Origin of the sequence: Streptomyces sp. NPDC059718, assembly GCF_042733315.1 — a bacterium.
Lineage (GTDB): Bacteria > Actinomycetota > Actinomycetes > Streptomycetales > Streptomycetaceae > Actinacidiphila.
Window position 1 is genome coordinate 119,955 of sequence record NZ_JBHWGA010000026.1, and the last position, 26,287, is coordinate 146,241.

The following is a 26,287-nucleotide window of genomic DNA, read 5'->3' on the forward strand; positions in this document are numbered from 1 at the left end:
GGCCGGATCATCCGGTTCCGTGAGGAGGACGGGTGTCGGCGGCCACCCAGCGTGACGTACTGCTCACACCGGCTCCCTGATCGTGGATCCCTTCGAGCGGATATAGGATGAATCGTCCGGGCGGTGCGCGGCGGAGACCTCCCTGGACCCCGGCCGCCGCGGCCCAAGGTGACGCCATGCGGAGCGATTCCCGCGTCCGCCACAGGAACGTCCGGAGTGGTGAGCATGTCCGAGACCCTGATTCCTCCCCGGCCGGTGATCGGCCCCACGATCGGCCCGGCGTTCGGCGCCGCGGCCGGCACCGCCGCGCAGTCCGCGCCGGCCCTGCACCCGCACCGGGACCGGGTGGCGCCCACCCCGACGCCGGCCTGCGAGGAGAGCACCACCGCGGGCATTTCGTACACCGAGCCCCCGGAGGTCCCGAAGACCTGGGAGATCGTGGCCCTGGTGGCGATCTTCGCCGTCACGCTCCTGATCGCCGTGGGGATGTTCGGCCGGGTCCTGACGCTCTGACCGGTCGCCGGCGGCACATGGTCCAGGACGCCGGAGCGCCCGTTCTCAGCCCGGGGCCGGTGACCCGGCCGGATGCCCGCCGGACGGGGCGGCCGGAGCGGCGGCTGCGGGGCCCGCGCTCTGCGCGCCCACGAGATCGAGCCCGGCCTCCAGTTCGTCCAGGGCCCGCCGGGCGGCGGCGAGACGTTCCTGCAGGTGGTCGGGCGGCGGCTCGCCCTCCGTCTGCCGGGGCGGCGACTCGCGCTCGCGCTCCAGTTGCCTGGCCTCCTCCAGCGAGCTGATGACCACGCCGATGAGCAAGTTGACCAGCACGAACGAGCCGAGCAGCACATAAGAGGCGTAGTAGAGCAGGCTCCAGCGCGAGATCTCCAGGCCGCCCCGGACGGCGTCGCCGATGCCGTCGAGGGTGATCAGCAGGAAGAGCGACAGGGCGGCCCTCCCGACGGACCCGTAGTGCTCGGGGTCGTCGTCGGCGAAGAAGACCCACCCGGTCATGGCGTAGACGTACAGCAGCATCGTGCCGACGAGCAGGAAACTGAAGGTGCCCGGGAGGCTCTTGCCGACGGCCACGATGATGATGCGCAGCTGCGGCAGGAAGCGGGCGGCGCGCACGACCCGGGCCAGCCGCAGCAGACGCAGCACCGTGGCGTTCTCGCGCGCGAAGGGCAGGTAGGCCAGCGTCACCACGGCCAGGTCGAAGACGTTCCACGGGTCGCGGAGGAAGTCCCTGGGGCGGTCGGCGTGGGCGCAGGCCCGTAGGGCGACCTCGGCGGTGAAGGCCGCGAGGAAGGCGTGCTCCACCAGTTTCAGGGGGCCGTGCCAGCGTGCGGCGATGCCGTCGTACGTCTCGACGCCGAGGACGGCCGCGTTGGCCAGGACGAGGGCGAAGACGGTGACGCCGAACCACTCGGAGTCGACCATGCGACGGCAGCGTGCGGCGAGCGCACGGCCCGGGGGAGTGGCGATGTGTTCGGCCATGTGCGTGTACCCGGTCCTCCGCTGCCGCCTGCCTGTTGATCCGACTGAAGTGGATCTTATGGCCGGCAGGCGGGCCCGCGGGCCCACGGACGCGCTCAACTGCCCTTCGGGCGGCGGTGGTTCAGGGGGTCCGGGCGCCGGTGGTGGCACCGGCGGGGCGCGGTGCGGGGTCGTCGGGGCCGGCGAGCGCGTCGTCCCCGTAGAGGTCCTTGACCCAGGGGGTGTGGTAGACGGTGTCGAGGTAGCGTTCGCCGAGGTCGGGGGCGATGGCGACCGCCGTGAGGCCGTCGTGGCCGCGGTCGGCGAGCCAGTCGGTGGCGGCGCTGACGACGGTTCCGGTGGAGCCGCCGAAGAGGAAGCCGCGGCGGGCCAGGCGGTGGCAGGTGCGGATGGCGTCCGCCTCCGCGACGTGGACGACCTCGTCGACGCACGCGGTGTCGAGCAGCGGTGGGCGGACGCTCGTGCCCAGCCCGGGGATCATGCGCCGGCCGGGGGCGCCGCCGAAGGTGACCGAGCCCGCGGTGTCGACGGCCACGACGCGGACGCGGGGATGGTGGCGGCGGAAGTAGCGGGCACAGCCCATCAGCGTGCCGGTCGTGCCCGCGCCGACGAACAGGACGTCCAGGGCGGGGAAGCGGGCGGCGATGGCCGGGGCGGTCGTGCGGTAGTGGGCCCGGCCGTTGTCGGGGTTGGTGTACTGGTTCAGCCACACGTAACGGTCGTCGGCGGCGCACAGCGCACGGACGTGGTCGATGCGGGCCCGCAGCCAGCCACCGGTGGGCGCGGGTTCGGTGATCAGGTGCACCCGGCCGCCGAGGGCGGCGATCATCTGCCGGGTGGCCAGGTTGCAGCGGGTGTCGGTCACGCACACGAAGCGGTGGCCGCGGTTCGCGGCGATCATGGCCAGGGCCACGCCGAGGTTGCCCGACGAGGACTCGACCAGGACCGAGCCGGCCCGCAGGCGTCCGCTGCGCTCGGCGGCCCCGATCATTGCGGCGGCTGCCTTGAGCTTGATCGACCCCGCGAAGTTGAAGCCCTCGCACTTGAGGAACAGCCGCTGCGCGAGGACGGGTTCGAGGTCGACGTACAGGTCGTCCTCGTTGAATTCCTGGGGTGCGGATATGACCGGCACGGTGTCTCCCTTCGGGGTCGTCGTGCTTCCAGTGACGCCCCTCGGGAGCGGTGCCGTCATGTCACCGGAATTCGTGACTTGACGCCGCCCGGGAGCGCGGCTAGACGCCGGGCGCCGCACCAGCGGGGCGGACGGATTATCGGGACGTTCGCCCGCGCGTCAAGTACCGAATTGCCGGGTCAGGACAGGCCGCCGGCGCCGGTGCCTACTGGAGGGCAGCGCCGCCGGATCCCCCGCGCGGCGCCCTGAGGGCACCGACCGCGAGGGAGCGTCACCATGCCCGGCAAGTGTTCCGAGGTCCTGACCGCCGGCCCGGCCCGGCCGGCCGCGCCGGTCACCGAGCCGCCCGCGCCCGTGTCCGCCGAGGCGCTGGAGGAGGCCCTGGCCGGCGTCCTCGCGGGCGTGGTCCGCGCGGAGCGGGTCCCGGCCGATGCCGACTTCTTCCACGACCTGGGCGCGGATTCACTGCTGATGGCCCAGTTCTGCGCCCGGGTGCGCAAACGTCCGGAGCTGCCGTCCGTCTCCATGAAGGACGTCTACCGCCACCCCACGGTGGCGGCCCTGGCGGCCGCTCTGGCCGAGCGCGCCGCGCCCCCGCCGCCCCCTCCACCCGCCGAGCCCGAGGCGGCGGCCGAGACGGCGGCCGGCGACGCGCGGGCCGCGGATGAAGGGGCTTACGGGGCCGCGTGGTTCGTGCTCTGCGGCGTGCTGCAGGTCGCGCTCTTCCTCGCGTACGGATGCGCCGCCGCCGTGGGGGCGACGCGGGCCGGCGCGTGGATCGCCGACGGCTCCGGCCTCCTGGAGACGTACGCGCGTTCGGTGGCCGCCGCCGCGGCCGGGTTCGCCGCGCTGTGCCTGCTGCCCGTGGCGGCCAAGTGGCTGCTGGCCGGGCGGTTCCGTGCGGGGCGGCGGATCCGTGTGTGGGGCCCGGCGTACGTCCGGTTCTGGTGCGTGCGGACGCTGGTCCGCGCCAATCCGCTGGTGCTGTTCGCCGGGACGCCGCTGTACACGCTGTACCTGCGGGCGCTGGGCGCGCGGATCGGCCGGGGAGCGGTGGTGCTGTCCACGCGGGTGCCGGTGGCCGCCGACCTGCTGACCGTCGGCGAGAATGCGGTGGTCCGCAAGGACGTGTCCCTGTCCTGCTACCGTGCCCACGCGGGGGTGATCGAGACCGGGCCGGTCACCGTCGGCGCCCGCGCCCGGGTCGGCGAGCAGACGGTGCTGGACATAGGCACCGTGATCGGCGAGGACGCCCAGCTCGCCCACTCCTCCAGCCTCCACAGCGGCCAGTCCGTGCCCGCCGGGCAGTGCTGGCACGGCTCCCCGGCCCAGCCCGGCGGTCCCGACCGGGCGGCACCCGATGCCGTGCCCTGCGGGCCCGTCCGCCGGGCCGTCTACGGCGCGGGCCAGGTGCTGACCGCGGTCACCGTGCAACTGCCGCTGACCTTCGGCGGGTTCTACCTGCTGCACCGCGCGGTGCCGCGGCTGGACGGGCTGCTGACGCCGGGGCCGAAGGCACTGACCAGTGCCGGCTTCTACCGCGAGGCGGCCCTCGCCGCGCTCGTACTGGCCGCCGCCCTGGTCCTGCTGGGCGCGCTGACCATGCTCGTACTGCCGCGACTGGCCCGCCCCGTGCTGCGCCCGGACCGCGTGTACCGGTTGTACGGGCCGCGCCACGGCCTCCACCGCGCGATCGGCCGCATGACCAACCGCCGGTTCCCCGCCACCCTGTTCGGCGACAGCTCGGCCGTCGTCCACTACCTGCGGGCGATCGGCTGGGACCTGTGCCGCGTCCGGCAGACCGGCTCCAACTTCGGGACCGAGGTGAAGCACGATAACCCGTACCTGAGCCGGGTGGGCGCCGGCACCATGGTCGCCGACGGCCTGTCGATGATCAACGCCGACTACTCGGCGACCTCGTTCCGGCTGCGCCAGGTGACGGTCGGCCCGGACAACTTCCTGGGCAACCGCATCGCCTACCCGGCTGGCGGCCGTACCGGGGGGAACTGCCTCCTGGCGACGAAGACGATGGTCCCGCTGGACGGACCCGTACGGGAGGACACCGGGCTGCTGGGCTCGCCCGCCTTCGCCATCCCCCGCAGCGTGGAGCGCGACCACCGCTTCGACCACCTCGCGCGCGGCCGTGTCCTGCGCCGCCGCCTCGCGGCCAAGAACCGGCACAACGCCGTCACCGCCGCCGCCTACCTGCTGCTGCGCTGGCTGCACCTGTGCGGCCTGCTGCTGATCGCCGCCTGCGCCGCGGGCCTCCACTCCTGCCTCGGCGCGCCGGCGTACGCCCTGGCGGGCGCCGCGGCGACGGTGTTCACCGCCGGGTGGTTCGCGCTCGCCGAACGCGCCGCGACCGGCTTCCGCCCGCTGCGGCCGCTGTACTGCTCGATCTACCAGCGCGCGTTCTGGCGGCACGAGCGCTACTGGAAACTGGCCTCGGTCGACCACCTGAAATGGTTCGACGGGACCCCGTTCAAGCCCCTGCTGCTGCGGCTGCTGGGCGCGCGGGTCGGACGCAGGGTCTTCGACGACGGCTGCTTCCTGCCCGAGCGGTCCCTGGTGGCCATCGGCGACGAGTGCACCCTCAACGCGGGCACCGTCATCCAGTGCCACTCCCAGGAGGACGGGGCCTTCAAGTCCGACCGCACCACGCTGGGCGCGGGCTGCACCCTCGGGGTCGGCGCCTTCGTCCACTACGGGGTGACCCTCGGCGACCACGCGGCGCTCGCGGCGGACTCCTTCCTGATGAAGGGCGAGGACGTGCCCGCCCGCGCCACGTGGGGCGGCAACCCGGCCCGCGACATGCCCGCCGCCGTCTTCCCGGCCCCGCGTTCCTGATCCCCGCACACCCGAGACCTCGCAGTACCCGCAGATCCGACCGATCCCACACCACCGCACCGCACCGCCCCGCACCGGAAGGACGACCCCGATGGACACGTACGCGCACACCGGCCGCAGGTTCTGGCACTCCATGGTGACCATCGGCGGGTTCACCTCGATACCGCGCTGGACCTGCCGGCCGTCCCCACCGGGCACCGCCGTGCACCGGCTGGGGCTCCCGGACGGGCTGGTGGCGGCCTTGCGACGGCAGGCGTACCGCCTCGGTGTGCCGCTGCGCTCGATGCTGCCGGCCGCGCACGCCAAGGTGCTGGCGGCCCTGTCGGGGGAGGTGGAGGTGGTCACCGGCTACGCCGTCGAGGACGGAAGGGTGCTGCCGTGCCGGCTGTCGGCGGCCGCCGCCACCTGGCGCGGGCTGGTGCTGGCCACGCACCGCGTGGAGGCGCAGGTGCTGGCCTTCCAGGACTACCCGGTCGGTGAGCTGAGCCGCGAGCTCGGGATGACCGGCCCGCTGTTCGAGACCGTCTGCGACCCGGCGGGCGTGGGCGCCGGTGTGACAGGCGGCGCGGACGGCGCACCGGACGGGTCCACGGTGCTGCGGGTGGGCCTGGGTGTCCACGAGGGCCGTCCGGTACTGGAGCTGGGCTACCGCACCGAGGTGCTGGACGAGCCGGCGGCAGCCCGGATCGCCGGCTACCACCTGACCGCCCTCACCCTGATGGCCGCCGACGTCGACGCCGAGCACGCGCGCCAGAGCCTGCTCACGGCGGAGGAGACCCGGCTGCAGCTCGACGGCATGGCGGGGCCCCGGCGCAGGCTGCCCGACCGGCGCTTCCACGAGCTCTTCGAGGAGCGGGCGGCACGCCGGCCCGAGGCGGTGGCGGCCGTCCACGCCGGCCGCCGGTGGACCTACGGGGAGCTCAACGCCCGCGCCAACCGGCTGGCCCACGCCCTGCTGGCCCGCGGACTGCGGGCCGAGGACGTGGTCGCGGTGGTCACCGGGCGGAACCTGGACTGGCTGGCCGCGGTCCTGGCCGTCCTCAAGGCCGGGGGCGCGTACCTGCCCGTCGAGCCGCACCTGCCGCCCGGCCGGATCGCCGCCGTCCTCACCCGTGCCGCCTGCACGACCGTCATCACCGAGCACGGCAGCACCGAGGCCCTGGAACGGGCCCTGCCCGGGCTGCCCGGCACCACGACCGTCTTCGTCGAGGAGGCCCGAGCGGAGGAGCACCCGCCGTCCGATCCCGGTGTCCCCGTGGCCGGCGACCAGCTGGCGTACCTGTACTTCACCTCCGGCTCGACCGGGGAGCCCAAGGGCGCGATGTGCGAGCACGCCGGATTCCTCAACCACCTCTACGCCAAGATCGACGACCTCGGCATCGGGGAGGGCCAGGTCGTCGCCCAGACCGCGCCGCAGAGCTTCGACATCTCCCTATGGCAGCTGACCGCCCCGCTGCTGGCCGGCGGGCGGGTCCTCGTCGTCGAGCAGGACGTGGTCCTGGATGCCGACCGCTTCCTCGACACGGTCGCCGGGGAGCCGGTCGAGGTGCTGCAGCTCGTCCCCTCCCACCTGGACGTCGTGCTGTCCGCGCTGGAGAGCCGGCCGCGGCGCCTGCCCGATCTGCGGTGCGTCTCGGTGACCGGGGAGGCGCTGAAGAAGGACCTCGTCGAGCGCTGGTTCGCCGCCGTGCCGGGGACCCGGCTGGTGAACGCGTACGGGCTGACCGAGACCAGCGACGACACCAACCACGCGGTCATGGACCGTCCCCCCGAGTCCGACTGGGTCCCCGTCGGCCGGCCGGTCAACAACGTCCGCGTGTACGTCGTCGACGAGCGCCTGGCGCCCGTCCCGCTGGGTGCTCCCGGCCTGATCGCGTTCTCGGGGATCTGCGTCGGCCGGGGCTACGTGAACGACCCCGAGCGCACCCGCGAGGCCTATCTGCCCGACCCCCACCACCCCGGGGCCTGGCTCTACCGCAGCGGTGACGTCGGTCGCTGGCATCCCGGGGGCCGGCTGGAGTTCCTCGGCCGGACCGACGACCAGGTGAAGATCCGCGGCTTCCGCATCGAGATCGGCGAGATCGAGAACACCCTGACGCGTGCCGACGGTGTGCGTGACGCCGCCGTGGTCCTGACCGACCACGGGACCCGGCTGGCCGCCTTCTGCACCGGGGACTGGCCGCTGCCCGCGGCCGCGCTCCACGAACACCTGGCGGCGGCGCTGCCCGCCTACATGATCCCGGCGGCCTTCCACTGGCTGGAGCGCCTGCCGCTGACCGGCAACGGGAAGACCGATCGCGAGGCGCTGGCCGCGCTCGCCGGCCGTACGGACCCTGCCGGTGCCCACCAGCCGCCGCACACGGCGGCCGAACGCCGTCTGGCCACCGCCTGGGCTCAGGCGCTCGGCATCGCGGAGCACCGCGTCGGCCGCGGTGACCACTTCTTCGACCGGGGCGGCACCTCACTGGCCGCGGTGCGCCTGGCGATCCTGCTGGACCGCGACGTCACCCCGGCCGACGTCAACGCCCACCCGGTGCTGGCCGACCTCGCAGGGGCGCTGGAGGCCCGGCGGCGCGTGGGCGGGCCGCAGGACGGGGAGCTCAGGCAGCCGGGGGCCGGCACTGCCGGAGGTCCGCCGGCACCGGCCCGTCGACACCCGGCACCGGCGGCTGCGCCGGGCGCTGGCACGCGGGACACAGCTGATGGCCCCGCGCCGTGATCCGGGTGCCCCACCCGAGGCAGACCGCGCAGCTGCGCGCCGCGGCCAGGTCGGGATGCGGGACGGCGGGAGCGGAGTGTGCTCCGTGGGACATCCGGGACTCCTTGGGGTGCACGGAGAGGCGGCATGATGTTGGGCCTTATGGGCTCTTTATCCAGGTATAAACGGAACGCCCCATTTTGAACAAACGCCGTGCGTCACCGACCGCGCGCCATCGGTGACACCGGCGGGCGGCGGTCCCGCCGCCCGCAACGGGAATGACATCGTCCGCCCGGCGGTTGCACACGACGCGGGTGACCGGTGGCGGGAGTACGCGACCTGGCGCCGTGGGGGCCGCGCAGCGGTCCGGTCCCCACGCGACCGCCGGGGAGCGGCGACCGGCACCCGCCTCATTACCGCGCCGGTCCGGCCCCCATCCGGGCCGGCGCAGGCCGCATCCGCGGGGGATTGTCGGTGCCGGGTGGCACCGTGGACACCATGGACGAGGTGATACACCCCAGGGTCTACGGTGCCGACGTGGACGACCCGCATCCGGGCCCCAAACCGGGGCACGTCTACCGGGAACTGGTCGGTGGCCCGCTGGACGGGCTGCTGCTCGACGTGACCGGCTGGACCGCGCCGCAGCACTCGGCGGGCGCGGAGCTGCGCACCGACATCGGCCGCTTCGGCCCGGGCGGGCGCGCCCGGTACGCCCCTCGCGACGGGGACACCGCCCACTGGGACTGGCACGGCGACAGCCGCTGACCGCCCCCGGCGTCGCGGACACCCCGTCACGGTCGCGTCCACCGGGCCGGGTTGCCGCGGGGGCCCCGGGTGGGTCAGTCCGGCTCGCCGGATCGCGCACCGGGGTGTCTGATGAACACAGCGGTCCCGGGGCCCCGGAGTGGCCCCCGGTTCGGTCCCGGGCCGCTCCTCTCGCCGCGCCCGGCCCTGTCCGGACCACCCGGCGCCCGCCGCGGAGTTCACGGGCGCGTGGTCGACGCGGAGGGCGGGCGAGGGCGCCGGCGGCGAGCCCGGAAGGGCCGCCGGTTACGGCTTCCTGGCCATCCCGGCGGCGATGAGACGCTCCCAGACGGTGAGTTCGCGCTCGGTGTCGCCGATGCGGGAGACGCCGTCGCTCGCGTCCGGGCGCCACAGCGACGCGGGGACGATCCCCGGCTCCAGGACCTCCAGGCCGTCCAGCAGGTCCTCGATCTCCTTGTCGGTGCGCCACCGCCCGCGGCCGAAGGTCTGCTGGAGGATCCGTTCCGACTCGGCGGTCTCCGGGTTGTTGCCGGACCGGAAGTGGCTGACGAAGAAGTAGCTGCCGGAGGGCACTTGGTCGCGCCAGTAGCCGACGATGCCCGCCGGGTCCTCGTCGTCGTTGACGTGGTGGAGGATGGCGCTGAGGATGACGGCGACGGGCTTGTCGAAGTCGATCACCTCGAGGGTGTCCGGGTGGTTCCGGATGACCTCGGGTTCGCGTATGTCGGCCTGGATGACGCGCGTGTCGTCGTTCTGCTCCAGCAGCGCCCGGCCGTGGGCGAGCACGATCGGGTCGCTGTCCACGTACACCACCGTGGAGCCGGGGGTGTGCCGCTGGGCGACCTGGTGGACGTTGTCCGCGGTCGGCAGACCGCTGCCCAGGTCGACGAACTGGCGTACACCGGTCGTGGTGGCGATCTCCCGGATCGCGCGGATCAGTGCCGCGCGGTTGGCGAAGGCGATCGCCACCGAGCCGGGCAGGTCCTTCTTGAACACGTCGCCGATCTCCCGGTCGACGGCGTAGTTGTCCTTGCCGCCGAGCAGGTAGTCGTAGACGCGTGCGATGCTTGGTCTGGTCTGGTCGACCCAGGAGACGTCGTCCGTCATGACACCCATCCTTCTCCGCGATGACGCCGGGCAACCGTCATCCTAGGGAAGACCGCGGGCAGTTCGCCCCCGGCGGTGGTGCTCAGCCCATGCGGTCGATGAGGCGGGTCAGGATCCGGCCGGTGTTGCGGGGCGGCTGCGACTCGGCGGCGAGCCGGTCCATGACGGTCAGGTAGTGCTCCACGTCGTCCTGCTTGTCCAGGTAGAGCGCGCTCGTCAGCTGCTCCAGGTAGACGATGTCGGGCAGATCCGGCTCCGAGAAGCGCAGGATGGTGACGGGGCCGCCGGCTGCGGCCAGACCGCCGATGTCGAACGGGGCGATCTGCAGCGTCACGTTGGGGAGCGCGGCCACCTTCATCAGGTGCTCCAGCTGACCACGCATCACCTCGACGCCGCCGAGCGGCCGGTGGAGGCAGGCCTCGTCGAGCACGACCCACAGCTGCGGTGCGTCCGCCTTGGCGAGCAGGTCCTGACGGGTCATCCGCAGGTCGACACGGCGGCTGATCTCCCGCTCGGTCGCGCGGGGGTGGCCGAGCCTGGTGACGGCCCGGGCGTACGCCTCCGTCTGCAGCAGGCCGGGGACGAACTGCACCTCGTAGGTGCGGATGGTGTGGGCGGCCTCCTCCAGGCCGATGTGCGTCTCGAACCAGCTCGGCAGGACGTCGGCGTACTGGTGCCACCAGCCCGGGGTGTTGGCCCGCAGGGCGAGCCCCAGCAGGTCGGCGCGCTCCTGCGCGTCGGTCACGCCGTAGAGGGTGAGGAGGTCGGCGACGTCGCGCTCCTTGAACCCCACCCGGCCCAGCTCCAGGCGGCTGATCTTCGCGTGCGACGCGCGGATCGCCTCGCCGGCCGCCTCGCGGCTGATCTGCCGGGACTCACGCAGCCGGCGCAGCTGCGTGCCCAGGACGATGCGGAGCACCGTCGGCCCGCCGCGCTGCGCGGCGAGCGGCGAACCGGTGGCGGGCTCGTGGCCCGGCCGGGCGGCAGTCATGTCGGATCCCCCTGAACGACTGGTTGCGGATTCAGTGTTCCATCGCGGGGCCCGTCAGTACAGGCACATCCGCATCGCGGCGGCGTGCCCGGTGCGTGCCCGGCGCACCGGCCGGGAGTAAAGGGGCCGCCGGGACGGTTGTCGTCAGCATGCACGGTGAGTACAAGGTGCCCGGTGGCAAGCTCGTGGTCGTGGACCTCGACGACCACGACGGGGTCCTCCGCAATGTTCGCGTCGCAGGCGACTTCTTCCTCGAGCCGGACGAGGCGATCACCGCCATCGACCGGGCGCTCGAGGGCGCGCCCGCCGACACCGACGCCGCCGGCCTCACGGCCCGGATCGAGGCGGCCCTGCCCGAGGGGACGGTCATGTACGGCCTGACCGCGGAGGGGGTCGCCGTCGCCGTACGGCGGGCCCTCGCCCAGGCCACGGACTGGACGGACTACGACTGGCAGCTGATCCACGAGGGACCGCAGTCCCCGGCCCTGCACATGGCCCTCGACGAGGTCATCACCGCGCAGGTCGCGGCCGGCCGCCGTCCGCCGACCCTGCGCGTGTGGGAATGGGGCGGCCCCGCGGTCGTCATCGGCAGCTTCCAGTCCCTCGCCAACGAGGTCGACGCGGAGAACGCCGAGCGCCACGGCCTGACCGTCGTGCGGCGGATCTCGGGCGGCGGCGCGATGTTCGTGGAGCCCGGGAACACCATCACGTACTCCCTGTCGGTGCCCGCCTCCCTGGTGTCGGGGCTCTCCTTCGCCGACTCCTACGCCTACCTCGACGACTGGGTGCTCGACGCCCTCGGGGACATGGGCATCAAGGCCTGGTACCAGCCGCTCAACGACATCGCCACCGAGGCCGGCAAGATCGCCGGCGCCGCGCAGAAGCGCGTGGTCGCCCCCGACGGGGGTGCGGGCGCGGTCCTCCACCACGTGACGATGTCCTACGACATCGACGCCGACAAGATGCTCCAGGTGCTGCGCATCGGACGCGAGAAGATGTCCGACAAGGGCACCCGCAGCGCCCAGAAGCGCGTCGACCCGCTGCGCCGCCAGACCGGGCTGCCGCGCGAGGCCGTCATCGACCGGATGATCGACTCCTTCCGCGCCCGCTACGGCCTCTCGGACGGGAGCATCAGCGCCGAGGAGCTCGCACGCGCCGAGGAACTCGTCGCCGCGAAGTTCGGCACCGCGGAGTGGACCGCTCGGGTGCCGTGACGCACACGCCCGACCCGCGTCTTTGACTCGTCAAGCATATGCCTATGCTTGACGAGTCAAAGATGTGGGGTGCGGGCCTGCCGGCGCGGACCCCGGAACCCCCCGGGCGTCCGTCCGCGCACCAGAAAGACGAACCACCATGCAATTCGGCATCTTCGGGGTCGGCGACGTCACCCGGGACCCGGTCACCGGACGCACGCCGAGCGAGGCGGAGCGCATCGACGCCATCGTGCGCATCGCGCGGCGCGCCGACGAGCTGGGCCTGGACGTCTTCGCCATCGGCGAGCACCACAACCCGCCGTTCATCCCCTCCTCGCCCACCACGATCCTGGGGCACGTCGCGGCGCTCACCGAGCGGATCACGCTGAGCACCTCCGTGACACTGATCACGACGAACGACCCGGTGCGCATCGCGGAGGAGTACGCGATGCTGCAGCACCTCGCCAAGGGCCGGGTCGACCTCGTCCTCGGACGCGGCAACACGGCGCCGGTCTACCCCTGGTTCGGGCAGGACATCCACCGGGGTGTCGAGCTCGCCCTGGAGAACTACAACCTGCTGCACCGCCTGTGGCGGGAGGACGTGGTCGACTGGGAGGGCAACTTCCGCTCCGCCCTGCAGGGCTTCACCTCCACCCCGCGCCCACTGGACGACGTGCCGCCCTTCGTGTGGCACGGCTCCATCCGCACGCCCGAGATCGCCGAGCAGGCCGCCTACTACGGCAACGGCTTCTTCGCCAACAACGTCCTCGCACCGTACGGGCACTTCGAACGGCTCGTCGCCTTCTACCGCCGGCGGTTCGCGCACCACGGGCACGGCACCCCGGAGCAGGCGGTCGTCGGGCTTGGCGGCCAGGCGCACATCGCCCGGCGCTCGCAGGACGCCGTCGCGGCGTTCCGTCCGTACTTCGAGGGCCACCCGCTGTTCCGCGGGAGCTTGCTGGAGGAGTACCGCAAGATCACCCCGCTGTCGGTGGGCAGTCCGCAGGAGGTCATCGACAAGACGATGGACTTCCGGGAGCGCTTCGGCGACTACCAGCGCCAGTTGTGGAACGTGGACGGCATGGGACAGCCCGTCGAGGTCGTCCTGGAGCAGATGGAGCTGCTGGCGACCGAGGTGGTGCCGGTGCTCCGCAAGGAGATGGCCTCGCTGCGCGCGCCGGGCGTGCCGGACGCGCCCACGCACGCGAGCCTGGTGCGGGCGAAGTACGGGGACGCCGAGCCGCGGCAGCCACGGCCGAACCCCAACCGCGGGGACAACGTCACCGGCGCCTCGCCGTACCAGGACAGCGATCCGTCGGTCGCCGCGCACCCGCCCCTGGCCGGCTGAGCCATGACCGGCACCCCGAGCGCGGACACGTCGGCCGCCGCCCGCCCGCTCACCCTCGTCGTCGTCGACGCGGGGGTCGGCGATCCCTCCTCGTCACGGCTGCTGGCCGGCCGCATCGCCCACCGGGCCGTCGCCGCGCTGCGCGAGCTGGGGCGTACGGCCACGACCCGGTCGATCGAACTCGGCCCGCTCGCCGTCGACATCGCCCGGGCGATCGTCTCCGGGCACCCCGGTGAGAGCCTGCAGGCGGCGATCGGCGAACTGGCCGCCGCGGACGGCGTGATCACCTCCACCCCGGTCTACACCGCCGGCGTGAGCGGCCTGTTCAAGTCGTTCTTCGACGTCCTGGACGGCGACCTCGTCGTCGCCAAGCCCGTCCTGCTCGCCGCGACGGCCGGCAGCGCGCGTCATGCGCTCGTGGTCGAGGACCAGGTCCGCCCCATGTTCGCCCACCTGCGCGCCCTTTCGGCCCCGACGTCGGTCTTCGCCGCCCCCGAGGACTGGGGCGCGTCGGCGCTGGGGGACCGCATCGGCCGGGCGGCCGTCGAACTCGCGGCGCTGATGGCCAGCGGGGTCGGTGACACGATCGCCGACCGGGCCTGGTCCGGCTACCGGCACCGGTTCGGCGGCAACGCCACGCGTGCCGAACGCACTGCCGCCGACGTCGACTTCGACACCCCGCTCATGCGCCTCGCCGCCGGGGGAGCCCCGTTGCGGAAGGAAGGACCCGCCGGCTGACCGCCGGGGCGATCCCGCCGCGCCGCAGCCGGGGCCGGGACCTGAGGTGCCCGGCGGCGTACCAGCCGGCGTGGGCCAGGGCGGCGCCCGCGAGGGCGTCCAGGACGTAGTGGTTGGCGGTCAGGACGACGGTGGCGTCCATCGACACGGTGAGCGTGACGGCGAGGACGCGGAGCCAGACCTTCCGGGTGGCGGCGAGGACCGCCAGCGTCATGAGGAGGTTCCAGCCGACGTGCAGACTCGGCATCGCCGCGTACTGGTCGGTGAAGGCGGGCGGCTGCAGCACCCGGTAGGCATGGGACTGCCGGGTGACGGTGTCCGTCATGCCCGGCGCCGCCAGTCGCGGCGGAGCCACGGGGAACGCGGCGAAGACGACGAGCCCGGCCGCGCCCGAGAACAGCATCGCGCCGGCCGCCCGGGTGTAGACCTCAGGGTGCCGGGCGAGCAGCCACAGCAGGGTGAGCGCGATGACCGGCCAGTGGCCGAAGATGTAGATCCAGTTGAGGACCCGCGTGACGGTGCGGTCGTCGACGACCAGGTTCTGCAGCGGGGACTCCCAGTCCAGGTGCAGGAACCGCTCGGTGGCCCGGACCCGGGCGGCGTTGTGCAGGGCCGTGCCCTGGGAACCGTCGGTCAGGCCCCGGACGCCGAAGTAGCCGATGACGGCGGCCACGACGACCGCGCTCCGCGGGACCAGCCGGGACGCGGTGGCGGCCGGGGGCCCGTCATGGGCCGCCCGGCAGGAGACGGCGTCGTACGCCAGGTGGCGGGCGCGGTGCGCGTAGGGCGCGATGACGCTCATCGCGGGGTCCGGAAGCCCTGCTGGTCACTCTGGGTGCCCGGATGGGACTCCGCGCGGACGCCGGCACCCGCGAGCGGGGCCCGCCACAGCGGGACGACGATCCGGCTGCCGTCGGTGTTTCTGCCACTGCCGTCCGACGAGGGGAGTGGGCCGTTCATTTCTGCCTCCGGTTCAGTTGTGCTCGAACGCATCGCAACAACTGGGAGTTTCGTTTCCCGTATTCCGGAGGGTCGCGGTGGGGAAGATCACAGAGAGCCGTCGCGATGTGCCGGCCGTGGCGGGGCGTGGGGAGCACGGGAGCCCGGGTGCTTCCTCCCTGCGGGCAGGGTGGGCTGACCATGCGTCCGATGAGTGGTGTCACCGCTGCTCATGCGCCGGGTGCTTGAGGTGGAGTTGACAGGGAACGGCGACCGGTATCTACTTGACGCTGCAAACATTTGGGGTGGCGGCGGCTTCCGTGTGCCGTCCGGGGATTTCCGGTGAGGAGTACCGGGCATACCTGCGACAGGCCTTTCCGCGGCGATGAATGCGCGCCCGTCGACGCGGAATTGACCGCCGTCCACGTTTCCGGCGGATCGCTCGTGAGCGGCGCCCGGTGATGGCGGTGCCGTGCCGATTTGCCGATTCCCTGCGGCACTTCTACGGTCATGGAACAGGGTCCATCACCTTGCGTAGGGGGACGGCCGTGGTCACCGTCAGTGATGCCTTCTACCGAATCCTGCGTCATCACGGGGTGAAGGCGGTGTTCGGCAATCCCGGGTCCAACGAGCTCTCGTTCCTCACCGGACTGCCCGAGGACATCCCCTACTACCTGGCCATCCAGGAGGGCGCCGCGATCGTGATGGCCGACGGCTTCGCCCAGGCATCGGACACGACCGGCTTCCTCAACCTGCACGCCGCCTCGGGCACCGGCAACGCGATGGGCTGCATGACCAACACGGCGAGCTGCCACACCCCGATGGTCGTCATGGCCGGCCAGCAGTCCCGGCGCTACGTCCCCGTGGGCGCGATGCTCACCAACGTCGACCCGACCAAACTCTGCGACCCGCTGGTCAAGTGGTCCGGCGAACCGCCGCGGCCGCAGGACGGCCCGGCACTGGTCTCCAAGGGCCTGCTGCTCGCCGGCTCCGCGCCGCGCGGCGTGGTCTACCTGTCCGTACCGCTGGACGACTGGAACGAGCCCGCCGAGGAAGGCGACCTGGCGCGCCTCATGGACCGCGGGGTCGAGGGCAGCCCCGTGGTGGCGCCGCGCGTGCTGGACGCGCTGGCCGGCGTGCTGGACCGCGCCGGGTCGCCGGTGCTCGTCCTCGGCCCGGGAGCCGACACCGAGACCGGCTTCCCCGCGGCGGTCGCGCTGGCCGAGCGGGCCCGGCTGCCCGTGTGGGTGGCCCCCAGCCCGCCGCGGGCACCGTTCCCCACGCGACACCGCTGCTACCAGGGCCAGTTGCCGTCCGCCGTCGGCGCGGTGGCGGAGGTGCTCTCCGGTCACGACGTCGTCCTCTGCTTCGGGGCGCCCGTCTTCCGGTACCACGCGCCCAGCGGCAGCGACTTCCTGCCGCCGGGCGTCAGCGTGTACGGGGTCACCGACGACCCGGACGAAGCGGCCCGCGCCCCCTTCGGTCGCCTCGCCGTGGGCGATCCGTCCGACGCGCTGCTGCGTCTCGCCGAGGCGGCCGCCCCGGCCGACCGGCCCTGGCCTCCCGAGCGCACCGTCGCGGCGGCGGACACCTCCGGGCCGGCGTTCACCGCCGAGGCGATCCTCGACGCGATCGAGCGCGGCAAGAGCGACGACACCGTGTTCGCCCTCGAGTGGACGTCCGCGGACATGGCGCGCGACCGGCTCACCGTCACCCGGCCCAAGTCGCTGTTCTACCCCGCCGCGGGCGGCCTGGGCTGGGGCCTGCCCGCCGCCATCGGGTTGCGGCTCGGACGTCCCGAGCGGCCCGTCGTCGCCCTGATCGGCGACGGGGCCATGCAGTACACCACCTCCGCCCTGTGGACCGCCGCCCGCTACCGGGTGCCGGTCACCTTCGTGGTCTGCAACAACCGCAGGTACCGCGCGCTGGAGGAGTTCTCCGAGCTCCTCCACGTCCCGGAGGGCGACTACCTGGACATCGCCGGCATCGGCGTCCTGGACCTCACCCGCGGCTACGGCCTGGAGGCGCACCGCGCGGAGGACCTCCAGGACCTGGCGGACTTCGTGCACCAGGGGCCGACCGCCCAGGTCCCCCGGCTCGTCGAGGTCCACCAGCGCTGAAGGGGCCGCCGGCGTCCCGTCAGGAGCGGGCGACGACCGCCTCCTTCGCGGGCGTGTGCCCGGCCGCCCTCCGACGGGGCACCAGCCGTGCGGCGAGGACCGCCCCCAGTCCGGCGAGAGCGAGCGCGCCGAAGCCGTAGGTGTACCCGGACTCGGCGGGCAGCCCGCCGTCGCCGACGCGGGCGCCGACGATCCCGCCCATGAGCGCGGCACCCAGGGCGCCGCCGATGGTGCGGAGGTTGGCGTTGACACCGCCCGCCACTCCCGTCTGCTCGGGGCGGACGGCGGCCACGACGACGTTCGACATCGTGGCGACGGCTCCCCCGAAGGCGGTGCCGAGCAGCACCATCGCGACCACCACCTGCCACGCGCGGTCGTGCCGGAAGGCGAGCCCGGCCAGCGCGACCACGTCGAGCACGGCCGCGGCGGTGAGCACCGTGCGCGCGCCGAGCCGGCGCGTCAGCCGCACCGACACCGGACCGGAGACGGACATCGCCACGGTCATCGGCAGCAGGAGCAGCCCGGCCCGGGTGACGCTCGCCCCGAAGCCGTAGCCGCTCTCCGGCGGGCTCTGCAGGAAGGCGGGCATGAAGCCGAGCACGGCGAAGACGCCCGTGCCGAGCAGCAGCGAGACCAGATTGGTGGTCCACACCGCGGGGACGCGCAGCATGCGCATGTCGACCAGCGGGCTCGCGGAGCGGCTCTCCGTCACGACCCAGGCCGCGCCGAGCGCGACGGCCGCGACCAAGGGGCCGATCACCCTGCCCGACGACCACCCCCACGCCGAGGCCTGGGTCAGCGGTACGAGCAGCGCGAGCAGCCAGCCGGCCATGAGCAGGGCGGACACCCAGCTGACGGACCCCTCGTTCCGGGAGGGCGAGGGCGGCACCACGAGCCGTGCCGCCACCGCGGCGAGGGCGGTGAGGACCATGGGGACCCAGAACAGCGCCCGGATGCCCAGGGCGTCGTCGAGCGGTCCGGCCAGGACGACGCCGATGCCGCCGCCCACCGCGGTCAGTGCCGACGCGAGGCCGATCGCGCCGGGGATCCGCTCCCGTGGCAACTCGTCGCGGATGATCCCGAAGGCGAGCGGCAGGACGCTGCCGCCGATGCCCTGGACGGCCCGTCCGGCGATCATCACGGTGATGTCCGTGGCGACCGCCGAGAGCAGGGAGCCCGCGGCGAGCGCGGTGAGCGCCACGACGAGCATCCGGTCCTTGCCGTACCGGTCGCCGAGGCGTCCGACGACGGGTGTGAAGACGGACGCCGACAGGAGGAAGGCGGTGACGACCCAGGTGATGAGTGTTTGCGTGGTGCGCAGTTCCTCCTGCAGCCGGGGAAGCACCGGGTTGATCAGGGACTGGAGCAGGGCGAACGTGAAGACGCCCAGCAGGACGACGGCCAGGACGGCGCGGGGGCGCGTGGGAGTGCGGGGTGGCATGGGGCCTTCTCTGCGAACGGGTGCGGGTTCCGCCGGTCCCGGCGCCCCGGGAGGCCGGACGGCACTGGGGTCCCGGAGAAAGATGCCAACCAGATCTTATGTAGGCAAGATGATCTGTCAAGCAGACGATATGCGGCACCGAGGTGAATTAGGGTGTCCTCGTGACTTCACAGCGCAGCCTCGGTGCGGAGGCCCCGGAGAGCGGACCGTCCGGGCTGGACGGCGACTTCGGCTTCGCCATCGGCGCGGTCTTCCGCGCCTACGCGAAGGCGGTCGACGCCGCTGTCGGTGACATCCCCGGGGGCCCCCGCGGCTACTTCGTGCTCGCGGCCGCCGTCTCGGGTGAGGCGGGCAGCCAGAAGTCCCTCGCCGAACGCCTCGGGGTCGACCGGACGGTCATGACCTACCTCCTGGACGACCTGGAGGCGGCCGGTCTGGTGGAGCGCAGGCCCGACCCCGCCGACCGCAGGAGCCGGCATGTGTTCGCCACCGAGTACGGCGCCGAACACTGGGAGGAGTTGCGCGCCCGGGTCGGCCTGGTCGAGCAGCAGCTGCTCGGCGTGCTGCCGGAGGAGTCGCGGGCGGGGTTCCGCGGCATGCTGTGCACCCTCGCCCGTCATGTGACCGGGCACGACCCGATGGTCGACCCCTGTCAGGTGGTCGTCGAGTTCGGCATCGCCGAGGAGTCGCCGCGCGCACCGCGCCGCGGACGGCGACGTCCCCTGAACTGACCGTCAGGGGTGCCGTGATGGCGCCCCCGCTCCACTGCCGCCGCCGTCCGTTCGGACGGCGGCGGTTTCGTGTACCGCCGTCCTTCCCCTCCGCTCTCGGCTCCGGAGGGCCGAGGGGAATAGGTGTGCTCGCAGATGTGCTGCAACATATATTATTTGCGAGACAGATAAGCTGTCCGGCAGCACACTTAGAGGGGTGAGGTCATGCCCGACCACGGTCACGAGCTCCTGCTCGGCACGTTCATCACCCCGACCGCCCACGACCCCGCGCAGGCCGTGGCCCTGGCCGAGCTCACCGAGGCGTCGGGCCTGGACGTCGCGACGTTCCAGGACCACCCCTACAACCCGGACTTCCTCGACACCTACACGCTCATGACCTGGGTCGCGGCGCGGACGAGCCGGCTGCGCGTCTCGGCGAACGTCACGAACCTGCCCCTGCGCCCGCCCGCGATGCTCGCCCGTACGGCGGCGAGCCTGGACCTCCTGTCCGGAGGGCGGTTCGAACTCGGCCTCGGCGCGGGCGCCTTCCCCGACGCCGTGCACGGCATGGGCGGCCGGCGCCTGACGCCGGGCCAGGGCACCGAGGCGCTCGAGGAGGCCCTCGACGTCATCCGCGGCGTGTGGGACGGCGACGCTCCCGGCCCCCTGCGCTTCCAGGGCCGGCACCACACCGTCCCCGGGATGAAGCGCGGCCCGCGCCCCGCCCACCACATCGGCGTCTGGCTCGGCGCCTACAAGCCGCGGATGCTGCGCCTGACGGGCCGCAAGGCCGACGGATGGCTGCCCACGCTGGAGTACCTGCAGACCCCGGGGATGGAGGAGGCCAACAAGACGATCGACGAGGCCGCACTCGCGGCCGGCCGCGACCCCGGGGAGATCCGGCGCCTGCTCAACGTCTTCCGGGTGGACTTCTCCCCGGTGCGGCGCGGCCACCTCCAGGGCCCGCCGTCGCAATGGGTCGAGGAACTGCTCCCCCTCGTCCTGGAGCACGGCTTCTCCGGGTTCTTCATCGGCCGGGACGACCCGCACGTGATCCGCACCTTCGGCGAGGAGGTGGCGCCCGCCCTGCGCGAGGCCGTCGCGCGCGAACGGGCCGCCGCGGGCACGGGCACCGCCCCGCGGCGCCCGGCGGTCGCCCTCGCCGCGCGGCACGACACGCTCGACTACGACGCCGTCCCGGAGTCCCTGGCCGGCAAGGTCGTCGAGCCCGGCGACCGCGGCTACGAGGACGTGCGCCACACCTACACCCGCACCGGATCGCCCGCCCTGGTCGTCCGTGCGGAGAGCGCCGACGACGTGGTGGCGGCCCTCGCCTACGCGCGCGGCCAGAACGCCGCCGTCGCGGTGCGCAGCGGCGGCCACGGCATCAGCGGCCGTTCGACGAACGACGGCGGGGTCGTCATCGACCTCTCCGCGATGAACGCGGTCGAGGTGCTCGACCGGCCCACCGGCCGCGTCCGCATCGAGCCCGGCGCGCGTTGGGGGGACGTCGCACGCGCCCTCGCCCCGTACGGGCTGGCCATGAGCTCCGGCGACTACGGCGACGTCGGCGTCGGCGGGCTCGCCACGGCGGGCGGCATCGGCTACCTGGCCCGCAAGTACGGCCTCACCATCGACCACGTCACCGCGGCCGAGATCGTCGTCGCCGACGGCCGCAAGCTCCGCGTCGACGCCGGGCACCACCCCGACCTCTTCTGGGCGATACGCGGCGCGGGCGGCAACTTCGGCGTCGTCACGGCCTTCGAGCTGGAGGCCTACGAGGTCGAGGACGTCGCCTACGCCACGCTCGTCGTCGACGCGACCGACACCGCGGACTTCCTGATGGAATGGGGGCGCCTGGTGGAGGCCGCCCCGCGGGAGATCAGCAGCTTCCTGTCGCTCTTCCCCGGACGGCGCGGCGCGCCGGTGACCGCGCGGATCACCCTGGTGTACGCGGGGGACGACGTCGAGGAGGCGCAGCAGGCCCTCACCCCGTTCCTGGGCACCGGGCCGGTCCTCGACCAGCAGGCCCAACTCGCCCCGTACCACGCGATCGTGGCGCCGCCCGGGAACCGGCACCGCGGGCAGGGCCTGGAGGACACGCGCAGCGGACTGCTCGCGCACATGACCCGCGAGGCCGCGGAGACCGTCGAGGTGATGATGAAGTCCGGCGACCTCCTCATCATGCAGTTCCGCTCGATGGGCGGTGCCGTGCACGACGTCCCCGCCGACGCGACGGCCTGGTCGCACCGCACCCAGGAGTTCTCCGTGCTCGCCGCCACCGCGCCGGACCTCGTCCCGCGCATGAACGCCCAGTGGGCCCGCCTGTACCCGCACTTGGACGGCATGTACCTGAGCTTCGAGACGGACACCGACCCGGCCCGCCTCCAGGACGCCTTCCCCGAGCCGGCCCTCACGCGGCTGCGCCGGACCAAGGCCGAGTGGGACCCGGAGAACGTCTTCAACCGCAACTTCCCCATCCCGCCCGCCACGTCCTCCGACGGCGGCGCGGCCGGGCGGTAGGCCCACGACCGCGATCGCCCGGGCCGCTGCGGGTCCTGAGCCACGCCATCCGGAGGAGCTTCTCCGGTTGGTAGGCTGGAGGTATGGCAGCGACCGAGAGCCCCCGATCCGCAGAACGGGGACTGCGCGCGGACGCCGTGCGCAACCGGCAGCGGATCGTGGCGGCCGCGCGTCTAATCTTCGAAGAGCGCGGTCTGGACGCGCCGTTGGACGAGGTCGCCGAGCGCGCCGGGGTCGGAGCCGGCACGCTCTACCGGCGCTTCCCGACACGCGAGGAGCTGGTCGAGGCGGCTTTCGCGGAAGAGCTGACGCAGGCGGGAGCCATCGCCGAGGAGGCGCTGCTCTGCGAGGACCCGTGGACCGGCTTCACCACGTTCGTCGAGCGGCTGTGCGGCGCCATGGCGGCCGACCGCGGCATCAGCGACCTGCTCGTCCTCAGGCTTCCCAACTCGCCGGTGGCCGCGGGCTCCTGTGAGCGCCAGAACCGCGCCGTGGCCGAACTCGTGCGCCGGGCGCAGGAGGCCGGAGCCCTGCGCGAGGACGTCGTTCCGGAGGACGTCCTCCTGTTCCTCATGGCGAACGCGGGCGTCATCGAGGTGACCCGGGGCGCCGCCCCTCACGCGTGGCGGCGCCTGGTGGCGTTCCTGCTGGAGGCGTGCCGGCCGGTCCACACCGGCCCGTTGCCGGCTGCGCCGACCCCGTTGCAGACCCAGCGCGCGCTGCTGGGGAACGCGGAGGCCAAGGGTCTGCGGGCGCCGGGCCGCGAGGGCCGCGGCCTCGACTGACCCCGCCGGGCCCGTGCGGTGTTAGGTGCGTCACGGCGGAAATAAGTGGAGAGCCAAGTCCGGTTCCCTGATCGGAAGACGAAGTCGACGCGCCGCCGTGGCGACGCGGACCCGGCTGATCAGGAGACCGCCGTGAACCCATCCCCATCCGCGACAGATGGCTGGACGGCGCTGGGGCAGGACGCGGCGCACGTGCTCGACCGGATCCACGCCGTGGCCCCCTGGCCGCTGATGGCGGTGACCTTGCTCTGGCTGTCCCGCCGGCAACCCGCGGTCTACGTCCGCGTCGCCGTCGCGCTGCTGCTGTCGAGCGCGGCCGGGCTCGCCGTCTCCGCGTCCATGGGCCGCGTGCCGGTGCGCGGGGCGTCCCCCGCCCGTGACTACCTGGCGGACTACTTCGCGCTGCCCGGCGCGGGGGCGGGCTGGTACCTGCTGACGGCGCTCGCGGTCGTCGCCACCGTTCCGGCCGTCTGGGCGCGGATCGCCGTGGCGGCGATCGCCCTGTCCTCGGTCGCGGCGGCGGTGGCGACCGCCGACGACCCGATGGCGGGCGCCCTGCTGGCCGCGGGCGTGCCGGTGCTCGCCTGGTTCACCGCGCGCCACGTGCCGTACCGGCGGGGGGCGCGACGCGCACCCGACGCGGCGCCGCTGCGGCAGGCGGGCTGACGGCCATGCATCTGGACGGCCTGATCGAGGCGGCCGGATGGTGGTCGTACGTCGTCGTGTTCGCCGTGACGGCGGGGGAGACCAGCGCGTTCGTCGGCCTGCTGCTCCCCGGGGAGACGGTCATCCTCCTGGCGGCCGCCATCGCGGGCCGGGGGGACCTGGACCCCCTGCTCCTCGCCGCAGCCGTGGTGACCGGCGGCATGGCCGGTGACAGCCTCGGCTTCGCACTGGGCCGGCACTGCGAGCGGCACCCGGGCACGTGGCTGCACCGGATACGGCCCGACAGCCGGATCGGACGCGCCCAGCACTTCCTGCTGCGCCACGGCGGGGCGGCGGTGTTCACCGGCCGGTTCGTCGGTTTCGTCCGCACCTTCCTGCCGTTCGTCGCGGGGGCGTCCGGCATGCCCTACCGCCGCTTCTTCGCCTACAGCAGCGCCGCGTCGCTGGTCTGGGGCGTCGGCAACGTGCTGCTCGGCTACTTCGCCGGCGCGGCCGCCACGGAACTGCTGCACCGGGCCGGTCTCGTCGCGATCCCCGTGCTCGTCGCCGCGGGCGCGGCCGCGCTGGTCGCCACCCGGCTCCTCGCCCGGCACCGGCGCGGGAGCGCACGGGCCGCGTCGAGGATCGTGGCGTCCGGCGGGGGCGCCCCGCGGACGCCGGAGCAGGACCCCGCGGCCACGTACACCTCCGCACGGGAGTCGTGAGCGACCGCGTTGCCTTCCCGCGTAAGGCGGCCCCCGGCGGACTCCCCGCCAGGGAGACCGGCGCCAATGAAGGGGATACCGGGCGCACCGTGATCCCTCTAGGATCCCCGCGTGCCCGAGACAGAGATCGTGACAGCCGGTGAGCGCCCCGACCTCCGTGAGCAGGCGAAGGACGCGCTCTGGGGCGGGTGGCCGGAGTTCATCCTGCACGCCCCGTCCTCGGCCGTGTACCGGCGCCGGGCGCTGGCGTACTTCCCGCGGTTCGACGTGCTGCTGCTGGACGACGGCGAGGTGGTGGCCGGCGGGGCGGGTGTGGCGTTGCGCTGGGACGGGGACGTCGGCACGCTGCCGGACGGCTACGACGGCGCGATGGCCGCCGCGGTGACCGGGCACGAGGCCTCCGTCGTGCCCGACACCCTCTGCATCATGGTCGCGACCGTGCGTGCGGACCGCCTCGGCGGCGGACTGGCCGGCACCGTGCTCACCGCGCTGCGCGACCGCGCCGTGGACGCCGGACTGCGGCGCGTGATCGCACCGGTGCGGCCGACCCTCAAGGCGCGCTACCCGCTGGCGGCGATGGAGGACTTCGCCGGCTGGGCGCGCCCGGACGGGCTGCATCTGGACCCCTGGATCCGCACCCACCAAAGGCTCGGGGCGACGGTCCTCGCGCCCGCGCCGCGTTCCATGGTGATCCCCGGCACCGTGGCCGAGTGGGAGTCGTGGGCCGGCATGGCCTTCCCGCGGACCGGCGGTTACGTCGTCCCGGGAGCCCTCGACCTCGTGGAGATCGACCGCGAGCGGGACCAGGGCGTCTACGCCGAGTCCAACCTGTGGATGCGGCACCTTTAGCCGCTCCCGGCGGACGGCTCAGGCGGCGCTGACGAGGTCGTCGCGGCCGAACAGCGGAGCGTAGTCGCACGGCAGCTGGTGCAGGACGCGCGTGGTCAGGTCGCGTCCGGCCAGGTGTGCGACCACGGCGAGCACGGTGCAGCCGTCCCAGCGTGCCGTGGCGGTGCTGCCGCCGGTGCGTGCGGCCAGGTCCTCGACGAAGGCGCCGCAGGTGATGGGCCGGATCTCCGGGATCTCGGCGGTGAAGACCAGCGCCGCCTCGACCGGCAGGCACGCGGCCAGGGCGACGCGTTCGTCGCCGATGAGCCGGCGGCCCAGGGCGGCGAGCACCGCCCGCACGGCCTCCTCGGCCCGTTCCCGGGTGGGGTAGACGCCGTCGTACCGCACCCGCTCCAGCATGTGGTCGAACGTCATGGACGCCGTGGGCCGACCCGGTTGGGGCTGGGGGGACATCGGAGGACCTCCGCGGTGGGTGGGCGTGCCGGCCGGTGGGTCCGGCCGTTCCGCCCCCGTCTACCCCGAAAACCGCGATGTATGACTGCCGGACCGCCATGAGGACGGTACGACCCGAAGGCCGTGAAACGGATCAAGGCCTTTTGCCGTCACATGTCTTGACCTGCCCACTACAAAACCGTACATTCCGCCTGCCCGGCCGCTCCGGACGGGCTTCCGTTCGTCGACCTTGGGGGGTTCCGCATGCACTGGTACGTGGACGTGCTCAAGAAGTACGCCGTCTTCGGCGGGCGCGCGCGCCGCACCGAGTACTGGATGTTCGCGCTGTTCAACGTGGTGATCAGCATCGTGCTCGTCCTCGTCGGGCGCGCGATCGACTTCAACTTCCTCCAGTCGATCTACGCCCTCGCGGTGCTGCTGCCCGGGCTCGGCGTCGCCGTCCGCCGCCTGCACGACACCGGGCGGTCCGGGTGGTGGATCCTGATCGCCCTCGTCCCGGTCGTCGGCGCGATCGTCCTGCTGGTCTTCTTCTGCACCGAGGGCCAGCCCTCCGAGAACCAGTACGGCGCGAACCCGAAGTTCAGCGGCGCGCCCGCCTGATCTCCGTGTGGTGCGGGCCCCTTCCGGCCGGGCCGGCCGGGAGGGGCCGCGTGCCGTCCGGGCCGTGCGGTGTCTGAATTCGCCGGTCGGGTGGTGTGGGGGGATGCTGGTGTATATGAGTACGCGCGTTCCTGCGGATTCTGTGGCTCGGGCGGAGTTGCCCGGGTGGTCGCCGATGCTGGCGGTG

Annotated in this window: 23 protein-coding genes; 15 read left to right on the top strand and 8 right to left on the bottom strand. The window is 73.4% G+C overall.

Features of this window, described 5'->3' with window-relative positions; translation table 11 throughout:
• Positions 1 to 225 precede the first annotated feature (225 nt).
• Entirely contained in the window at positions 226 to 513 is a 288-nt protein-coding gene (locus ACFV3E_RS27525; protein WP_500537085.1) for a DUF6480 family protein, read from the top strand.
• Between the two features lie 45 nt (positions 514 to 558).
• Here the strand turns inward: ACFV3E_RS27525 and ACFV3E_RS27530 are convergent, their stop codons facing one another.
• Both ACFV3E_RS27530 and sbnA read right to left on the bottom strand, forming a co-directional pair.
• Complete coding sequence (locus ACFV3E_RS27530) at positions 559 to 1,491, bottom strand: ion transporter (RefSeq protein WP_500537086.1); 933 nt, start codon at positions 1,489 to 1,491, stop codon at positions 559 to 561.
• A 121-nt stretch (positions 1,492 to 1,612) separates the two neighbouring features.
• Positions 1,613 to 2,623 carry a 2,3-diaminopropionate biosynthesis protein SbnA gene (sbnA, locus tag ACFV3E_RS27535; protein WP_500537087.1) on the bottom strand — a complete coding sequence of 337 codons (1,011 nt, stop codon included), beginning with the start codon at positions 2,621 to 2,623 and terminating at the stop codon, positions 1,613 to 1,615.
• Between the two features lie 276 nt (positions 2,624 to 2,899).
• On the opposite strand from sbnA, the gene ACFV3E_RS27540 reads away from it, so the two are divergent.
• The 3 genes from ACFV3E_RS27540 to ACFV3E_RS27550 all read left to right on the top strand — a co-directional run bounded on the left by ACFV3E_RS27540 (position 2,900) and on the right by ACFV3E_RS27550 (position 8,933).
• On the top strand, positions 2,900 to 5,470 hold the full coding sequence (locus ACFV3E_RS27540; RefSeq protein ID WP_500537088.1) for a Pls/PosA family non-ribosomal peptide synthetase: 2,571 nt from the start codon (positions 2,900 to 2,902) through the stop codon (positions 5,468 to 5,470).
• A gap of 91 nt (positions 5,471 to 5,561) precedes the next feature.
• The gene (locus tag ACFV3E_RS27545; protein WP_500537089.1) at positions 5,562 to 8,189 is read left to right on the top strand and encodes a non-ribosomal peptide synthetase; all 2,628 of its coding nucleotides are present in this window, start codon (positions 5,562 to 5,564) and stop codon (positions 8,187 to 8,189) included.
• Positions 8,190 to 8,666: 477 nt separating this feature from the next.
• Positions 8,667 to 8,933 (top strand): hypothetical protein, encoded by a 267-nt coding sequence (locus ACFV3E_RS27550; RefSeq protein ID WP_500537090.1) that lies wholly within the window; start codon positions 8,667 to 8,669, stop codon positions 8,931 to 8,933.
• A 285-nt stretch (positions 8,934 to 9,218) separates the two neighbouring features.
• Here the strand turns inward: ACFV3E_RS27550 and ACFV3E_RS27555 are convergent, their stop codons facing one another.
• Both ACFV3E_RS27555 and ACFV3E_RS27560 read right to left on the bottom strand, forming a co-directional pair.
• Entirely contained in the window at positions 9,219 to 10,040 is an 822-nt protein-coding gene (locus ACFV3E_RS27555; RefSeq protein WP_500362902.1) for an SAM-dependent methyltransferase, read from the bottom strand.
• Between the two features lie 82 nt (positions 10,041 to 10,122).
• Positions 10,123 to 11,031: a Sco1979 family transcriptional regulator gene (locus ACFV3E_RS27560; RefSeq protein WP_500537091.1), complete on the bottom strand. Its 909-nt coding sequence runs from the start codon at positions 11,029 to 11,031 to the stop codon at positions 10,123 to 10,125.
• Between the two features lie 149 nt (positions 11,032 to 11,180).
• Between ACFV3E_RS27560 and lplAB the strand changes: the two genes are divergently transcribed.
• The 3 genes from lplAB (at position 11,181) to ACFV3E_RS27575 (ending at position 14,310) form a co-directional block, all read left to right on the top strand.
• Complete coding sequence (lplAB, locus tag ACFV3E_RS27565; RefSeq protein WP_500537092.1) at positions 11,181 to 12,245, top strand: lipoate-protein ligase LplAB; 1,065 nt, start codon at positions 11,181 to 11,183, stop codon at positions 12,243 to 12,245.
• 139 nt (positions 12,246 to 12,384) lie between these two features.
• Positions 12,385 to 13,572: a CE1758 family FMN-dependent luciferase-like monooxygenase gene (locus tag ACFV3E_RS27570; protein WP_500537093.1), complete on the top strand. Its 1,188-nt coding sequence runs from the start codon at positions 12,385 to 12,387 to the stop codon at positions 13,570 to 13,572.
• Positions 13,573 to 13,575: 3 nt separating this feature from the next.
• On the top strand, positions 13,576 to 14,310 hold the full coding sequence (locus ACFV3E_RS27575; protein WP_500537094.1) for a CE1759 family FMN reductase: 735 nt from the start codon (positions 13,576 to 13,578) through the stop codon (positions 14,308 to 14,310).
• On the opposite strand, the gene ACFV3E_RS27580 is transcribed toward ACFV3E_RS27575, so the two are convergent.
• A complete protein-coding gene (locus tag ACFV3E_RS27580; RefSeq protein ID WP_500537095.1) occupies positions 14,255 to 15,112 on the bottom strand; it encodes a phosphatase PAP2 family protein in 858 nt (285 codons plus the stop codon). The two genes, ACFV3E_RS27575 and ACFV3E_RS27580, sit on opposite strands and share 56 nt — an antisense overlap.
• On the bottom strand, positions 15,109 to 15,270 hold the full coding sequence (locus ACFV3E_RS27585) for a hypothetical protein (RefSeq protein ID WP_500537096.1): 162 nt from the start codon (positions 15,268 to 15,270) through the stop codon (positions 15,109 to 15,111). Before ACFV3E_RS27585 ends, ACFV3E_RS27580 begins: the two co-directional genes overlap by 4 nt.
• A gap of 527 nt (positions 15,271 to 15,797) precedes the next feature.
• Here ACFV3E_RS27585 and mdlC point away from each other — a divergent pair.
• Entirely contained in the window at positions 15,798 to 17,369 is a 1,572-nt protein-coding gene (gene mdlC, locus ACFV3E_RS27590; protein WP_500537097.1) for a benzoylformate decarboxylase, read from the top strand.
• Positions 17,370 to 17,388: 19 nt separating this feature from the next.
• On the opposite strand, the gene ACFV3E_RS27595 is transcribed toward mdlC, so the two are convergent.
• Positions 17,389 to 18,810 carry an MFS transporter gene (locus ACFV3E_RS27595; protein WP_500537098.1) on the bottom strand — a complete coding sequence of 474 codons (1,422 nt, stop codon included), beginning with the start codon at positions 18,808 to 18,810 and terminating at the stop codon, positions 17,389 to 17,391.
• 161 nt (positions 18,811 to 18,971) lie between these two features.
• On the opposite strand from ACFV3E_RS27595, the gene ACFV3E_RS27600 reads away from it, so the two are divergent.
• The 6 genes from ACFV3E_RS27600 to ACFV3E_RS27625 all read left to right on the top strand — a co-directional run bounded on the left by ACFV3E_RS27600 (position 18,972) and on the right by ACFV3E_RS27625 (position 25,047).
• On the top strand, positions 18,972 to 19,541 hold the full coding sequence (locus ACFV3E_RS27600) for a MarR family winged helix-turn-helix transcriptional regulator (protein WP_500537099.1): 570 nt from the start codon (positions 18,972 to 18,974) through the stop codon (positions 19,539 to 19,541).
• A gap of 204 nt (positions 19,542 to 19,745) precedes the next feature.
• A complete protein-coding gene (locus tag ACFV3E_RS27605; RefSeq protein ID WP_500537100.1) occupies positions 19,746 to 22,043 on the top strand; it encodes an LLM class flavin-dependent oxidoreductase in 2,298 nt (765 codons plus the stop codon).
• An 83-nt stretch (positions 22,044 to 22,126) separates the two neighbouring features.
• Positions 22,127 to 22,828, top strand: a complete 702-nt coding sequence (locus ACFV3E_RS27610; protein WP_500537101.1) for a TetR/AcrR family transcriptional regulator — start codon at positions 22,127 to 22,129, stop codon at positions 22,826 to 22,828.
• A gap of 132 nt (positions 22,829 to 22,960) precedes the next feature.
• Positions 22,961 to 23,494 carry a hypothetical protein gene (locus tag ACFV3E_RS27615; protein WP_500537102.1) on the top strand — a complete coding sequence of 178 codons (534 nt, stop codon included), beginning with the start codon at positions 22,961 to 22,963 and terminating at the stop codon, positions 23,492 to 23,494.
• A gap of 5 nt (positions 23,495 to 23,499) precedes the next feature.
• On the top strand, positions 23,500 to 24,198 hold the full coding sequence (locus ACFV3E_RS27620; RefSeq protein WP_500537103.1) for a DedA family protein: 699 nt from the start codon (positions 23,500 to 23,502) through the stop codon (positions 24,196 to 24,198).
• 111 nt (positions 24,199 to 24,309) lie between these two features.
• Entirely contained in the window at positions 24,310 to 25,047 is a 738-nt protein-coding gene (locus tag ACFV3E_RS27625) for a hypothetical protein (protein WP_500537104.1), read from the top strand.
• Positions 25,048 to 25,065: 18 nt separating this feature from the next.
• Here the strand turns inward: ACFV3E_RS27625 and ACFV3E_RS27630 are convergent, their stop codons facing one another.
• Positions 25,066 to 25,461: a DUF2267 domain-containing protein gene (locus tag ACFV3E_RS27630; RefSeq protein WP_500537105.1), complete on the bottom strand. Its 396-nt coding sequence runs from the start codon at positions 25,459 to 25,461 to the stop codon at positions 25,066 to 25,068.
• A 282-nt stretch (positions 25,462 to 25,743) separates the two neighbouring features.
• On the opposite strand from ACFV3E_RS27630, the gene ACFV3E_RS27635 reads away from it, so the two are divergent.
• Positions 25,744 to 26,100 carry a DUF805 domain-containing protein gene (locus tag ACFV3E_RS27635; RefSeq protein WP_500362875.1) on the top strand — a complete coding sequence of 119 codons (357 nt, stop codon included), beginning with the start codon at positions 25,744 to 25,746 and terminating at the stop codon, positions 26,098 to 26,100.
• Positions 26,101 to 26,287: the final 187 nt, after the last annotated feature.

Excerpts from the sequence above, each read along its gene's own strand:
- ACFV3E_RS27525 (WP_500537085.1), top strand. The coding sequence starts at position 226 with ATGTCCGAGACCCTGATTCCTCCCCGGCCGGTGATCGGCCCCACGATC.
- ACFV3E_RS27530 (WP_500537086.1), bottom strand. The coding sequence starts at position 1,491 with ATGGCCGAACACATCGCCACTCCCCCGGGCCGTGCGCTCGCCGCACGC.
- ACFV3E_RS27540 (WP_500537088.1), top strand. The coding sequence starts at position 2,900 with ATGCCCGGCAAGTGTTCCGAGGTCCTGACCGCCGGCCCGGCCCGGCCG.
- ACFV3E_RS27545 (WP_500537089.1), top strand. The coding sequence starts at position 5,562 with ATGGACACGTACGCGCACACCGGCCGCAGGTTCTGGCACTCCATGGTG.
- ACFV3E_RS27550 (WP_500537090.1), top strand. The coding sequence starts at position 8,667 with ATGGACGAGGTGATACACCCCAGGGTCTACGGTGCCGACGTGGACGAC.
- ACFV3E_RS27555 (WP_500362902.1), bottom strand. The coding sequence starts at position 10,040 with ATGACGGACGACGTCTCCTGGGTCGACCAGACCAGACCAAGCATCGCA.
- ACFV3E_RS27560 (WP_500537091.1), bottom strand. The coding sequence starts at position 11,031 with ATGACTGCCGCCCGGCCGGGCCACGAGCCCGCCACCGGTTCGCCGCTC.
- lplAB (WP_500537092.1), top strand. The coding sequence starts at position 11,181 with ATGCACGGTGAGTACAAGGTGCCCGGTGGCAAGCTCGTGGTCGTGGAC.
- ACFV3E_RS27570 (WP_500537093.1), top strand. The coding sequence starts at position 12,385 with ATGCAATTCGGCATCTTCGGGGTCGGCGACGTCACCCGGGACCCGGTC.
- ACFV3E_RS27575 (WP_500537094.1), top strand. The coding sequence starts at position 13,576 with ATGACCGGCACCCCGAGCGCGGACACGTCGGCCGCCGCCCGCCCGCTC.
- ACFV3E_RS27580 (WP_500537095.1), bottom strand. The coding sequence starts at position 15,112 with ATGAGCGTCATCGCGCCCTACGCGCACCGCGCCCGCCACCTGGCGTAC.
- ACFV3E_RS27585 (WP_500537096.1), bottom strand. The coding sequence starts at position 15,270 with ATGAACGGCCCACTCCCCTCGTCGGACGGCAGTGGCAGAAACACCGAC.
- ACFV3E_RS27595 (WP_500537098.1), bottom strand. The coding sequence starts at position 18,810 with ATGCCACCCCGCACTCCCACGCGCCCCCGCGCCGTCCTGGCCGTCGTC.
- ACFV3E_RS27605 (WP_500537100.1), top strand. The coding sequence starts at position 19,746 with ATGCCCGACCACGGTCACGAGCTCCTGCTCGGCACGTTCATCACCCCG.
- ACFV3E_RS27610 (WP_500537101.1), top strand. The coding sequence starts at position 22,127 with ATGGCAGCGACCGAGAGCCCCCGATCCGCAGAACGGGGACTGCGCGCG.
- ACFV3E_RS27620 (WP_500537103.1), top strand. The coding sequence starts at position 23,500 with ATGCATCTGGACGGCCTGATCGAGGCGGCCGGATGGTGGTCGTACGTC.
- ACFV3E_RS27630 (WP_500537105.1), bottom strand. The coding sequence starts at position 25,461 with ATGACGTTCGACCACATGCTGGAGCGGGTGCGGTACGACGGCGTCTAC.
- ACFV3E_RS27635 (WP_500362875.1), top strand. The coding sequence starts at position 25,744 with ATGCACTGGTACGTGGACGTGCTCAAGAAGTACGCCGTCTTCGGCGGG.